The following is a 14528-nucleotide window of genomic DNA, read 5'->3' on the forward strand; positions in this document are numbered from 1 at the left end:
TCCGGAAAAAGCACCTGAGAAAACACCTCGCACAGCATACAATCAGTAATATTAAGACATTTGCTCGAAACTGTCCGGTTAAAGATAACTATGGGATACTAATTTCATTGGAACTATAAACTACAGCCTCAAAGATGTATAAAAAAAGAATTCCCTTTCGCAATAATATTAAGTTTTCGTGCAAATCAAATCTGCTGCAATAAACGCAACACAATCTATCGATGTTTCGGAAAACCTAACTTAGCCTGTATTATTCACGAATTATCTATAACGATGCTCAACTACCTGCTAAATCCATACGTCCTCAATAAAATTGACTTTAAAATAATCAATTATTACCTTCATCAATTTCCTTTGCGGTTGTCCATAGCTATTGGTATTTGATCATCTCATAGCGCCAATTCATGAAACGAAGTTCGACGTAAGTCAATAAAACAGGCTAGATGGAATTTTAGGATTATTTTTTGAGAACCTTGAATATTTCTGACTTGTTTTCTGATACAATGGTCACAAAATATATGCCAGGCAAGAAGCTGAAAATGTCAACCTCTGCCTGATTACTATTGCAATTCATTTTAAAGCAGACTCTTCCGTTAATGTCAGTTATAAATACCCTTTTGATCATTTCCCCCTGAACGGATTCAATAACAAAAGCATCCTCAACAGGATTGGGGTGAAGGAAAAAACTGCTCTGAATCCAATATTCTGTCAAAACCTCATTGATATAGGTATACACCTGAGTGTGTTTGTGGCTGAGGTTCCCTTCGACATCGTAACTGAAGGTGACTTTGTATTGGTTTTCGACTTCTTCGGTCACGACCCTGCCCTGCCGGTCATACTCGTAGGTGATCCTGGTTTGAGCCGTGATTGCTGACGAAATTAAAAATACCGCCAACCCAATATGTTTGATTATTTTTTTCATCTGTATTAAACTTTGGTTTATAAATCACAGGAGTAAGGAGTCATATTAGGTAATTGAGGAAATACACCCAAGCGTGACGTCCCGAATGGATTAACGGGTTTTACATTATTTTTAATTTGATTACCGATCCATTCAAGGGAGTTATTAAAAGGAACAAATTGCCATAAGGCTTTACCATATTCTCCATCCGAAATATTTTCAATGGCTTTGTAGGAGCCAACGGCTTCACCAACTCCCGGGGGTAAAAAATCGGAAATGGGGTGATCTGAAATACCTCTTAGGGTGTTACTGCCTGTTTCAAAAGCAATGTCCCATCCATTGATGCGATAGGGCAGGTTTTCGGCATAGGGATTAGCGGTTCCGCCAGCAACCCCGCCGAAATCGTTGTCGGATGGTAAATCAAAAGCCGTGGTGTTGATGGTGGCCTCCTGTGTGTCGAACCCCAAAGGGTCAATCCCGGCAATGGGATTATTGGAAGCATACAAATAGGGATTGGTTCCTGTGAGTATCCCCAGTGGATCCCGCTGGATAAACCTACCCTGCTGGTTGTTATATACTCTTGCTCCGGTTAAGGTATGGTGTTCATCAAGATGAATGGCTCCAAAAGCCCCCAGAAATTTGAATCTGTTGGGAACAGATTCTTCTTCACCAATCACATAACCGTGAGCCGAGTAGGCGTAGGAATTTACGATGCTTCCATTTTCATCTGTAATGGCCAGGGTATTTCCATGACGATTATAGTGGTAAAAATAGACATTGCCTTCACTATTCATTTTTGCAATGAGCCTTTTGCCCCTGTAAATATACATGGTTTCAACCTGACCATTTGCGTCTGTTTCAAATAACAATCGTCCTTTGTGGTCGTATAGAAGATAGGATTTTACCCCATTGGTGGTGATTTGCCGCGGATAATTCATTCCATCATAAATAAGATCGATGACCTTACCGGGGGTAATAAACCGGGTAATCCGGTTGTCATGTGAATATTCAGCCGTAAATTTTGAAATATCCTGATGCACAAATTCAACAAGATTGCCATCTTCATCATAAACAAATTCCATTTGATTGAACATGTTCCCCTCAAGCTGGTTCAATTCGTTGGATGATAAGCTGTACATATTCTCGGGTTGTCCTGTTATTTCAGGAATCAATAGCGCATCCACGGAAACAACAATGTTTTGTTCCAGAGTTACCGATTCACTGCAAAACAGGCCTTCTGTATTGGAGTGTTCAATACTGATAAGCCTGTTGTCGTTGTTGTAGCTGTATTCGGTAAATGTTCCGTTGCTCCTTTCTTCCTTTAACAGGTTGCCATTGTTATCGTAAATGAATGTGACCTGATGACCATTCCACTCTATTTTTGCGATCCTGTTTAACGGGTCAGGAGTATTCGCTACAGTTAATTCTTGCAGGTAATCCGTGCTTATGACATTTCCATTGGCATCATGATCAAAACCAACATTTAAGTTGTCGGGGGTAGAATAAAAAATATTTTTTACCATTCCCAGACTGTTGCGTTCCCAAACAGTCTCATCCCAATTGTCCTCTCCCAGTAAGTCTATGTATGCCGAAATATTCCCATTCAGGTAATAGTCATATCCAACATGCATCTTTCCGTTTAAAGCTTTGGTCCCTACACGAAGCCAATGGTCATAAGTATATTCGATTACCTGGCCCCGTGCATTGGTGAAGGAATTCAGTAATCCTTCCTGACTCCAGCTGAAAGATGATGCGTGTCCTTTGGCATCAGTAATGCTTTTTAATTGCCCGTTGTTGTTATAATCAAATCTGGTGCGGTTCCCTTTTTTATCAATAACAGATACCAGGTTCCCATCACGATTGTAGCTAAACCGTATGATCCCCTCTTCATCCAAAATGTTCTCCAGGAAATTTCTGTCGGTATATTGCAGTCTCTTTTTACTGCCATAATTGTTGCTGTATTCAGAAATTAAACCATTGTTGTTGTAGTGAATGTGTGAAGTATTGCCCTCCGGTGAAATGGTTTGCACAATCCGGTTGGTTTGATCCCTGAAGACCGAGAACACCTGTCCGTTTTCGTCGGTATAACCCGTCTGGGCACAACAATCGTAAAGGATTTCCTTTTGGCTGCCATCAGGCATTGTCATACTGATTAACCGGCCATTGCCATCATACTCCATGGCATAGGTGTTGCCATTAAAATCGGTTTTTGTTGTCGGTGAAAGGCCATAATCGTCATATGTTATGGACATTACGTCATTCAACGGATTTGTGTATTCGATGAGATTTCCAAAGCCATCATACCGCAATTGATGAGTCCATCCATGGTATTCCTTCATAGATGTAATCTGACCATGCTGGTTATATTCATATCTCAAATATGTTAAATCTTTATTTCCATTTTTAAATATTGAAATAGCCGACACCCTGTTTTGATTATTGTAATTATAGACAATTCCCTCATTTTTCTCATCAAGGACAGAAGTCAGATGCCGATTTTCGTTGTATTGGTAGTTGGTTACCACCCCATTACGGTCGCTCTTTCTTGCCACATTGCCATGCGGGTCATACTCAAAAGCCACCCGGCTGCCATCAGCCCATATTAATGATTCGATTTGCCCGTTTTCATTATACGTTACTTTTTTCTCATTTCCGGTGTCGTCAACAACCGATACCAGACGGTGGTAATTGTCGATGATGTATGATGTGGTTTTTCCATCAGGGCTGATCACGTTAGTCAGGAGGGCCTCTTCGTCTATCCGTGTAGAGAAATATCGGATTTCTCTGTTTTCAGGGTCGGTAACGGATTCAATCTGTCCCTTTTCATTGGTGCTATAACTGTATGAAAATTGTGTTGCTCTTCCACCCACATCAATTTGAGTGATGTTTCCATGCTGATCATATTCATAGGCCGACTCCAGAAGATTGAAGTCAATGGCTGAGATCAGTTTGTTATCTTCATATTCAAATAGAGCCATTCGTCCATCGGGTGATAAAATACTGCTGCAGAGGTCGTTTTGGTAATCTATCTGAAAAATGCGCCCAACGGCATCGGTGATGGTAACAATCCGGAAATTTTCATCATACCCGATTGTCAGTGAATTTCCCAGGTCATCTTCTATTGATTGTGCCACGTATGACCCATTGTCCCCTTCAACGAAGTTGATAAATTGATGGGCTATCCCTTTTTCAAGTTTCCATGCAGTTCCGGTCCAGTGCAATGTGACAGGTTCATTGTTCGAACATGGTATCAGGAATGGATCCGTTCCTTTATGAATGGGTTCATCTGAATTGAAAAAGTATCTGCCACCGGAACCCGTTGTAACAACCACCTGTTGTTCAAATTCTTCAAGGGAAATTTCATACTCAAAACGCCAGTGTTTTCCAAAAATCCCATTCATCCTGTCGTCGGGCAGGTAGTTAATTGCAATGGCTGTTGTGGGTCCGGGCCCTCCTTTTCGAAAAATTGCATCACGGACGAATAGTCTCAGGTCGCCTGGATTGACATACCAGCCCGGCATCCCTCTGTCGTTGCATGCAGATGGCTGACTGTTGATAAACAAGTCAGATGAAACCCCCTTGAGCTGATCTCTCAGGAATTTCTTTATTTCACTGCCTGTGAGTTCCCGGGAATCCATTCCGAATCGATTCAACAAATCTCTCATCCCTTCAGGACACAAATGTGCCAGCAGTTGATTAATTTCGGCAGGAGACATGGGCTCAAAAACCTCTTCCTCCTCCTTTTTTATTTTATGGTTGATGGCTTCTGACAAGCTTCTCTTTGCAAAACCGTTAACAAATCCGGCATGAACATAGTTCCCGTCGATCAGAATCGAACTTCCAAATACACTGGTGAAATCCGAATCGGAAAACCGGAACCATTTTTCCCCTTCGTTGAGAGAGTAATAAATGTTTCCCAGCGTGCCTCCGGTGGTTCCTCCGTTAGTGGCAAAGAGATATGGTGCACGGTATGCGTGGATAACCGGCCTAAAATTCCCTTCCCCTTCTTCTCTCCAACCATCTTCTTGAAATGGGGGATTTGCACTGGCATAATAATAGGAAACAAAATCCTGCTGAATCCACTCTCCCTCATTATACTTATACAACTCGTTTTTATACGACATAAACATGCCAAAGGGTAAACTGTGTAACGGCGCATGATCGGGGATTTCATCAACTTCGCTGTTGTCAGGATTAATGGGTAACCCATCATTCTGCTGAACCCAGGTATTGCCTCCATCTTGCGACCGATAAAACCCGACATTACCCACAAATACGCCAATATCTCCTTCATGTTCAACAAAAGCTTTCGGAAACATGAAGCCAATGTAGTGTGGACGATCTCCAAGATCGAAAGGCAATGGCTCCCAGGTATTGCCGCCATCCAAAGATCTGTAAACCGGACTGAGCGTGCTGCCACTTTTATGTGTATAGGCAAACATGGCGGTATCATTCATCAGGAAATCCCTGGGCGGATTGATGGCAGGATATAACAGCCTTTTCCAGGTAGTGGCCGTATCTGTCGATTCATAAAGGGCGAAAGTGTTATTGTACCTTCCTGTTAATACAATCTTCCCATCATGTTCGCACAGCACTCCAACATCTGTCATCCCGGGAACTGGATCCCAGGTATTACCCTGATCTCTGGATGATAATAAAATGGTACCACCCCCGGTGCCATGGTATTCCACCGCCAGCCAAACAGATCCAATGGTTGTTAAATGTACAAATCTTGCATCTTGAGAACTGAGCAGATCCCATCCTGATGCTGATGACAATTGAAAAATTGTTGCAAAAAGAAACAGTATTCCTGTAAATTTTAGTTTCATCTTTAATATTTATGTTAATTCATTGGCAGTATCAAACTTGCATGAGCTAAGATTTTCGCTTTCTGGTTGTGAATTTAGAATTCATACGCATTTTTATTTTGCACAAAATAGGTTTATGAATAAATAGGTGTTTCTAAAAATATGAAATCTTTTGCGATGAATTATAACAATAGAATAAATTACTTCTAAAAAAATGCCCCATTAATCAATTACCTTTCTGCCTGTACCGCTCCTGTACCTCTTTCAACACTTTTTCCGAAACCAAAAAAATGGCAGGCTTGCCTGATAAAGGATTGTTTTGAGTCACCACAACCGTATTATATACTTCTTCAATATTCTTGTAGTTTAACACATCAAGCGGTGCTCCCATGATATGAACATCGCCATTGTTCATCATGATAAGAAAATCACAATATTCAGCGGCAAGGTTGAGGTCATGAATAATCATCAAAACGGTGAGATTGGTTTCACGGTTGAGACGCTGAATCAGGTTCAGAATTTGAACCTGATGTGTAATATCCAGGTGAGAAGTGGGCTCGTCCATAAGCAAAAGCTCCGGTTCCTGAGTCAAAGCCTGTGCAATGGCTGCAAGTTGTTGCTCTCCGCCACTGAGTTGTGTCATCAGCTTTTTTGCGTGTGGAAAAACACCGGTCAGCTGCATATATTTTCTGGCAATTACCCTGTCGCGTGCCGACTCAAAAAACTGAAACGGCTGCCGGAAAGGCAGTCGCCCAAGCAAAACGTAGTCTTCAACAGTTATGTCAGCAGCATCGGGAAACTGTGAAACCACGGCGACCTTTCGAGCCTTTTCGCTCAATTTCAGATTCCCCAAATCCACATCATTAAGCAAAATATTTCCCGATTTTGCTTTTAAAACTCCCGAGATTCCTTTAAAAAGAGTTGTTTTTCCGCTGCCATTGGGGCCAATGATGCCTGCGAAAACGCCCTGCTTCAATGAAACTGAGACATCTTTGAGGTTGAAACTACGGCCATATCCGCAACTCAACTTATCTATTTTCAGGTAATCAGGCACCATATTGTTTGCGGTTTCTAAATTTGTTTAACACAATAATAAATAGTACACCTCCGGCCATACCGGTAATCACGCCAATTGGCAATTCATTGGGAGAAATGATGGTACGGGCAATTACATCGCTGAGAATTAAAAAGAAACTGCCGCCCAGGAAACTTCCTATGAGAAGAAAGCGGTAATCGGATCCGGCTATTAACCGAATCAGATGAGGAATGACCAATCCAACAAAACCTATTACACCAGCCACCGAAACGCAAATACCTGTTAAAAGTGATGCCACTAAAAATAGAATACGAATGGTGTGCCGGCTGTTGATGCCTAAATGCCCGGCTTTATCTTCTCCCAGTAACAGAGCGTTTAACGGCCGGGCAAACAGATAACTGATGACCAGTCCCGCCAGAGATGAGTAAAATGTAATTTTTATCAACAAACGGTTGGGTTCATCCAATGAACCCATAATCCAAAAAATGATGCCATGCAGATTTTCTGCCGTTGTAACCGACATGAGAAACATCATTGAAGAAGATGCTACAAAACTTATCATCACCCCAATCAGCAGCATTTTATTGATATCTGTGCCACCCCGAAGAAAGCCCAGTAAACTCACCAGTAAAATGGTGGACATGGCTCCCACAAACCCCGATAATGGCAACATAAACATGCCAATGGTGAAGTGTACACCTGTAACAATTGCCAATGCCACGCCAAAGGCAGCACCACCGGAAATCCCCAATGTATAGGGTTCCACCAGGGGGTTTCTGAAAATCCCTTGTAGAATAGCACCGGAAAGGCTCAGAGCCCCTCCCACCGCGAAAGCCAGAATAATACGCGGCATTCGGATTTCTGTGAGAATGAAATATTCCATTCCCTCCTTTTCCTTTAAAACCGGGATGATATCTCTCAAAGATATTGAAGCCTCTCCGGTGGTGAGAGAAAGCAAAGCTGCAGCTAACACCAGCAGCAGAATAACCAGGGTAAACCCCATCCAGAATATTGTCCGGTTTTGTAACATCTATTCAATCAGTTTTTGGCGAATGATTTGCATGGTTTTAGCAAAATCAGGCGGATTTGGCGTACACGCCATATCCGATTCAACAAAAAACACCCTGCCACTCTTTACCGCACTCAGCGTTGGATATTTTTCCCATATCTGCATCTCCTCTTCACCAACAATTCCCATGGTAGCAATAATAATAACATCGGGATTGTTAACCAAAACAAACTCTCTTGAAAGTGTGCCGGTATTTAAGCCCGAAGCAATGTTTCTTCCACCCGAGTAAGTTATATAATCGTCCATAAAAGTATTATCCAATACCGAAAAGAGCGGGCGTGCACCAATCTGGAAGAAAAACTTCAGAGATTCATGTCCCTTAAAGGCTTGACGAGTTTCTTCAACAATCTGTCGGGATTCAGAAATCACCTTTTCAGCCACATCACTTTTTCCAATCATTTCACCCAGTTGAGCAAACTGTTCGCAAATCTCATCAAAAGAGCTTGCCGTGGGAAAAATCTCGGTACGAATACCGGCTCGTTTTATAATCTCTATGGTTTCGGGATTTGTAATGGTGGTAGCCAAAACCAAATCAGGACGCAATGTCACCACCTTTTCAACATTTACCGAAACAGCCGACGCCACAATTTCCTTGTCATCATCCTTTGCAATATGGCAATAGGTGGTGTGTCCGATCACTAAATCGGCGGCCTCCAGATAGTAAAGGCTTTTCGTAAGCGATGGCGCCAGAGAAACTATCCGTTGCGGAGTTTGCGCTAACAAACCACTGAATATCAGCACGAATATTGATAGTATTGTTGTCTTCTTCATTTTTAACTTCTTTATATTCGCCGCATTTGTGCGGCGATTAATCAATTTATTTGTCGCAGAAACAGCTTAACCTCCCTGATTACAATCGTTCTGTGAGAGGAACACCTTTTCCGACTTACGCTGTAATAGCTTTTAACTCCAAATAGAGATGGCACTCATCCTCCCATTTTTCGTTTATATTGTATTCGACCGCTTTATTAAATAGCGGACCGTCCAAAACAAAAGTATGATATTCTCCCTGTTCAGCACAGGGGTCAATTTCTGTCAAAGATTTTATATCCTCCACAAATTTCTCATCAATGATTCGTCCAAGCCATTCTTCTCCCAGTTTTTCCTTTCGAACAGCTACCACCATCGATTTGTATCCATCGGCCACAAACAAATCCGGCAATTCCGATGTATCCATCCCCCAAAGTGGGAACACAGGTGTTACGCCAATTTCGGTGCATACTTCTTCTATCCACTCCCGATGCGCCTCCAGATATATATCCCCAAAAATCCCGGTAGTAACCCCTTCATTTTTTAATTTTGATATGGTTTCAATAAAATTGGCTCTGTATTGGGATTTTGATGTAGGTTTCTGCACCAGTTCAACATTTAGCTGCTCAGCCTGAGCCTTAATCAGAGCTGAATCGAGGCCATGAGAACCGGATTTCAATCCGGTTTCGTCGCACATATTTACCAAATGGCTTACCGGAAGTTCAGATTGAAGTAGAAAGCGATGCATGGCATACATGCAATCTTTTCCTCCACTCCATGAAACAAATGCACTCATTTGAAAACAATTTTAGTCTTCAAGAGAAAAAGAATAGCGTAAATCAGCCTCTTAAACTTTTTTCCCGAAGTTCAGATTCATCATTCGATTTGCTTATGGCAGGTCTTCTGGCTTGTTCCTGTTTTTGATGCCTTCCCGGTATTTCAATGTTCAGTTAGCAGTTATCAGTTATCAGTTAAGAGTTAGCAATTGGCAGTTGGCAGTTGTTATAGAAAACTGAACACTGATCACTGATTTCCCAGTGGCAAAGAATCTCAAAAACCTTTTTACAGAACTTACAGCTGCGGGTACAGCTCCGGATTTTAACCGGATTCCCTTTTCATTCCGAATGCGAAAGCAATTCGGAAAACCAAATTCAATTGCAAAATTACACTTTTAACTTTAAGTAGCTGTTAAAAAGTTCTCATTTCTATATTATTTGCTATTTTTGAGCTCTGAACCAACACTTTCATTTTCCATGGATGACCCGTATCCCCCCTTTGGGGAACTCGATAATCTTTTGAAAGGAGAAGTGCTCACCGACACCTTGTCGCGCACTTTATACGCTACCGATGCATCGGTGTACAAAGAACTGCCAATGGCTGTGGTTCTGCCCCGTGATGCCACAGATGTATCCATGATTGTGCGTTGTGCAAGCAAACACAACATCCCTCTCATTCCGAGGGGAGCCGGCACCTCCTTGGCCGGTCAGGTGGTAGGTAATGGCATGGTGGTGGATATCTCCCACCACATGAACCGCATCATTGAAGTCAACGCCGATGAAAATTGGGTTACAGTAGAGCCGGGTGTTGTTCTGGATGATTTAAACAGAAAGGCAACAGAATACGGACTTTTTTTTGGCCCTGAAACCTCCACTTCCAACCGATGTACATTGGGTGGAATGGTTGCCAACAACTCCTGCGGCTCGCACTCCATGATTTATGGCAGCACCCGGGACCATATCATTGAAGTTACCGGATTCTTAGCCAATGGCGAAGAAGTCACTTTTCGTCCATTACAAAAATGGGAGTTTGATAAAAAGTGCCGCGAAGAGACCCTGGAAGGCGAAATTTATCGCCTGATGCGGGAAATTTATACCGACAATCCCGTTCGAAAACAAATTCGCAAAGAATTTCCCCATCCCGATGTAAAACGCCGCAACTCCGGTTATGCGCTGGATATGCTTTTGGATACTGTTCCATTTAATCAGGATGGAGAACCCTTTAATCTTTCGAAGTTGGTCGCCGGTTCTGAAGGAACTCTTATCTTTATTACATCTGTAAAATTATCTTTGGTTCCTTTACCTCCTCCACACAAACTACTTTTGTGCGCGCATTTTTACAACTTAAATGATGCACTGTTAGCAAACATAGAGCTGGTTCACAATCATGCACCTGATGCTGTTGAATTAATGGATAAAAACATTTTGGATCTGACTCTGGATAATCCATTACAGCGAAGCAATCGTTTTTTTGTCGAAGGAGACCCGGCTGCTTTGCTTTTAATAGAATTTTCAGGTCATTCGGAAGAAGAAATGTTACAAAAAGCTGAAAACACGTTACGTGTTTTCAGGCAAAAGAACATGGGCTATGCATGGCCAATGGTTACAGGAAAAGATATCAATCGTGTATGGGCATTACGAAAAGCAGGTTTAGGCGTTCTTTCAAATATGAAGGGAGACGCCAGACCAGTCACCCTCATTGAAGACACTGCGGTTCGGGTTGATGACTTACCCGCTTATGTTGAAGATATTGACAAAATGCTTGCCGGCTATGGAAAAAAATGCGTTTATCACGCTCATGTTGGTTCAGGCGAGCTGCACATTCGCCCGGTTCTTAACCTGAAAAACAGTGAAGACATAAAATTATTCAGGCAAATTGCAGAAGATACCGCCAAAATTGCAAAAAAATACCGTGGAGCTTTAAGCGGAGAACATGGCGATGGGCGTTTGCGAGGCGAGTTCATTCCTTTGATGGTAGGGGAAGAGAATTACGAACTCATGAAACGGGTGAAAAACCTTTTTGACCCGGAAGGAATTTTCAATCCGGGAAAAATCACCGGAACTCCACCCATGGATCAGGCTTTTCGATATCAGCAAGTGAATAACAAATTCGGGAAAACTCATTTTCATTGGGCGGAAGAAGCCGGACTTTTGGGTGCAGTTGAACGTTGTAGCGGTTCAGGCGACTGTGTAAAAAGCGCCACTGCCGGAGGAACCATGTGTCCCAGCTACATGGGAACCCGCGATGAGCAACACTCAACCCGAGGCAGAGCAAATATTCTCAGGTCTTTTCTTCAGGGACAGAATGGTTCGGAAACTCTCACATATCAAGACATAAAAGAGGTTTTAGACTTATGCCTCAGTTGCAAGGCCTGTAAAAGTGAGTGTCCATCGAGTGTGGATATGGCAAAATTGAAAGCCGAGTTTTTGCAACACATCGCCGATACGGAGGGTGTTTCCTTAACCTCCCGCGTTATGGCAAATCTACCAATGGTTAATCGCTTCTTATTTCCCTGGCGAAGATTCCTGAACCCTTTAATAAAATCTGAATGGTTAAAACCCCGCCTGAATCATTTTGCCGGAATTAGCCCACATCGCACACTTCCCTCTTTCAGTCAACAGAGATTCGATGTCTGGTTTAAGAAAAAAGGAGTAGTAACAGATGAACGGCCAAATGGGAAAGTCATGCTGCTGGCAGATGAATTCACCAATTTCTACGACAGTGAAATTGGTGTTAAAACGGTGCTTTTACTGCACCGTTTAGGTTATGACGTTGTTTTGGCTCCAATTAAAGAGACCGGACGTACACAAATAAGCAAAGGTTTTTTGCATAAAGCAAAAAGCATTGTGAATAATAATCTTTCCAAACTTTATGGCAAAATTTCTGACAAGATGCCTCTGGTTGGAATAGAGCCGGCAGCCATCCTCACCTTCAGGGATGAATATCCTGATTTGGCATCGTCCGAACAGCGTAATTTTGCCCGTGAGATTGCACAAAACACACTATCCATTGAAGAGTTTATTCTTCGTGAAATGCAAGCAGGAAGGATAAAAAATAGAAGTTTCACTAACGAGGAACGCCATATTCGTTTTCATGCCCATTGCCATCAAAAAGCACTGATGAACACCTCCGTTATACGCGATATCCTTTCGTTTCCTGAAAATTACCATGCCGAAGAGATTCCTTCAGGGTGTTGCGGTATGGCCGGGGGATTTGGCTATGAAGAGAAAAACCATCACTTATCACTAAAAATAGGCGAACTAACACTGTTTCCTGAGGTAAGAAAAACCCCGAAAACCACCTTATTGGCCGCATCCGGGCACTCATGCAGACATCAGATAAAAGATGGAACAGATAGAGATTCACTACATCCCGTGGAAATTTTGTTTGAGGCTTTAGTTTAACACTCCTATAATAATTTAAAAACACCTCCAGGCCGGCTCTTCACCAATCCTTTAAATTCCATATCCAGCAATGTAGCAGAAAGTCTTCCGATGGGCATTCCGAGTTGCAATCCCAATAAATTCAAATTCATCTCTTTCTCAGCCAAAAGCACCTCCATTATGGCCTTTTCGTCAGGCGTTTCGGCCGAAGCAAACAAAGACCCCTGAACAACGGACGAACCACCCGATTTACTTTCCCATCCAAGGGCATATTCCAGATCGTCGACATCCTCAATAAGCGCAGCAATGTTGGTCTTAATGAGTTTATTGCATCCACCCGAAGCTTCATCGTTCACCCGCCCCGGAAATGCCAGCACATCTCTGCTGTAACTATTTGCAATGCCTGCGGTAATCAACGCACCCCCTTTTCGGGCGGACTCAACTACAACAACTGCATCGCACAAACCAGCCACAATGCGATTGCGCTTTACAAAATTTGGTCTGTCGGGATTGGTTTCTGTCATAAATTCAGTGAGCAATCCCCCTCTTTCGGCTATTTCGCGCGCTGTGTGATGGTGAGTTCCCGGATAGATTCTGTCCAGTCCGTGAGCTAAAACAGCAATGGTTGGAAGGTTATTTCTCAACGCTGCACGGTGAGCACAAATGTCAATTCCATATGCCAGTCCGCTCACAATAACAGTTCCCGGATGACGAACAGCCAATTCCTGAATCAGTTTTTCGCAGTTGGTCATCCCATTATCCGATGGCCTTCTGGTACCAACCACACTGATCATACGAGTGGCATCCAACGAAGCATTGCCACGATAATAAAGCATCAGGGGAGCGTCTTCACAAAAACTCAATCGACGGGGATAGTCTTCATCGGTAAAAAAGAGTGTTTTTAGACCCTCTTTTTCCACAAAGGTCATCTCTTTTTCAGCCTGTTTCAGGATGGAAACAAAGTCGGTTTCACGAAGTTTTTGAGCCATAACGGTTCCAATTCCCGGGATTTTTTCAAATCGGCTTTTGGAATCTAAAATGGCTTCAATGGATCCAAGGTAAGCAATTAAATTGCGTGCCAATTTTGGCCCTATTCCTTTTATAAGGCTGATGGCTATTTGGTAGTGTATTTGGGAATTCACGGTTAAGGCTGATTATTTATCTGCTGATTTTATCTAAAAATTCTATAATAATAGATCGTTCGTCTTTTCGCAATGCAGTAAACCCAATAGCAGGATATTTAGCTAATCCACGCCCTGTCTCTTCAAAAAGGTAGAGATAATGGAACATACCCCAAAACTTTGATTTTACCTCATATTTATGAAACCGCCCTAAAGGAATCTCCATGGCATTAAATTCTCTGCCAACAGGCATCAAGTTAAAATACTTAATGCGGAAAACATCCTTCTCTGATTCTATTTCAATGTAGTAAAAACCTCCGCTCCCAAACACAACGGCAATACCAAGAATAGCAAAACCAAGTATATATTGGTATATAGGAAGCACATCCACTTTTAACACAAAGGAAAGCACGAATAAGGTGAGGGCAATTAACCAGGAACCTGCAAATAACTGAATATACCTGCTCGATGTTTTTTTGTTGTTCATTTTTGAAGGGAGATTTATCTTTCGTCGATTTATTAAAACGATATTTGCGATGGCAAATATCTGTAAAATTGTTTTTTGTTACCACAAAAAACAAAATATTTAACGAAATAACAACTACCCTTTTAATTTTACTGTTTTATTCCTGATGCGAAACGAATGAAACATCACAATAAATGAATTTAATGAAGGTGACTGT

Annotated in this window: 9 protein-coding genes and 1 riboswitch; of the genes, 1 reads left to right on the forward strand and 8 read right to left on the reverse strand. The window is 42.1% G+C overall.

Going from position 1 to position 14528, the window contains the following annotated elements; all coding sequences use genetic code 11:
* Nucleotides 1–457 precede the first annotated feature (457 nt).
* From B5X70_RS03245 to B5X70_RS03270, 6 genes are all read right to left on the reverse strand, one after another.
* Entirely contained in the window at nt 458–922 is a 465-nt protein-coding gene (locus B5X70_RS03245) for a T9SS type A sorting domain-containing protein (RefSeq protein WP_079556441.1), read from the reverse strand.
* Nucleotides 923–939: 17 nt separating this feature from the next.
* The gene (locus B5X70_RS03250) at nt 940–5730 is read right to left on the reverse strand and encodes an RHS repeat-associated core domain-containing protein (protein ID WP_079556442.1); all 4791 of its coding nucleotides are present in this window, start codon (nt 5728–5730) and stop codon (nt 940–942) included.
* Nucleotides 5731–5935: 205 nt separating this feature from the next.
* Nucleotides 5936–6766 carry an ABC transporter ATP-binding protein gene (locus tag B5X70_RS03255; RefSeq protein ID WP_079556443.1) on the reverse strand — a complete coding sequence of 277 codons (831 nt, stop codon included), beginning with the start codon at nt 6764–6766 and terminating at the stop codon, nt 5936–5938.
* Nucleotides 6756–7775 (reverse strand): FecCD family ABC transporter permease, encoded by a 1020-nt coding sequence (locus tag B5X70_RS03260; RefSeq protein ID WP_079556444.1) that lies wholly within the window; start codon nt 7773–7775, stop codon nt 6756–6758. The genes B5X70_RS03255 and B5X70_RS03260 overlap by 11 nt, the downstream gene beginning before the upstream one ends.
* The gene (locus B5X70_RS03265) at nt 7776–8585 is read right to left on the reverse strand and encodes an ABC transporter substrate-binding protein (RefSeq protein ID WP_079556445.1); all 810 of its coding nucleotides are present in this window, start codon (nt 8583–8585) and stop codon (nt 7776–7778) included.
* A 115-nt stretch (nt 8586–8700) separates the two neighbouring features.
* Nucleotides 8701–9360, reverse strand: a complete 660-nt coding sequence (locus B5X70_RS03270; RefSeq protein ID WP_079556446.1) for a Dph6-related ATP pyrophosphatase — start codon at nt 9358–9360, stop codon at nt 8701–8703.
* Between the two features lie 80 nt (nt 9361–9440).
* A riboswitch (cobalamin riboswitch) is annotated at nt 9441–9729 on the reverse strand.
* An 88-nt stretch (nt 9730–9817) separates the two neighbouring features.
* Here B5X70_RS03270 and B5X70_RS03275 point away from each other — a divergent pair.
* On the forward strand, nt 9818–12745 hold the full coding sequence (locus B5X70_RS03275; protein WP_079556447.1) for an FAD-binding and (Fe-S)-binding domain-containing protein: 2928 nt from the start codon (nt 9818–9820) through the stop codon (nt 12743–12745).
* 5 nt (nt 12746–12750) lie between these two features.
* Here B5X70_RS03275 and dprA read toward each other — a convergent pair whose 3' ends face one another.
* On the reverse strand, nt 12751–13866 hold the full coding sequence (dprA, locus tag B5X70_RS03280) for a DNA-processing protein DprA (RefSeq protein WP_079556448.1): 1116 nt from the start codon (nt 13864–13866) through the stop codon (nt 12751–12753).
* Between the two features lie 16 nt (nt 13867–13882).
* Entirely contained in the window at nt 13883–14332 is a 450-nt protein-coding gene (locus B5X70_RS03285; protein WP_079556449.1) for a hypothetical protein, read from the reverse strand.
* Nucleotides 14333–14528 lie beyond the last annotated feature (196 nt).

It is taken from the genome of Alkalitalea saponilacus (genome assembly GCF_900168165.1).
GTDB lineage: Bacteria > Bacteroidota > Bacteroidia > Bacteroidales > Marinilabiliaceae > Natronoflexus > Natronoflexus saponilacus.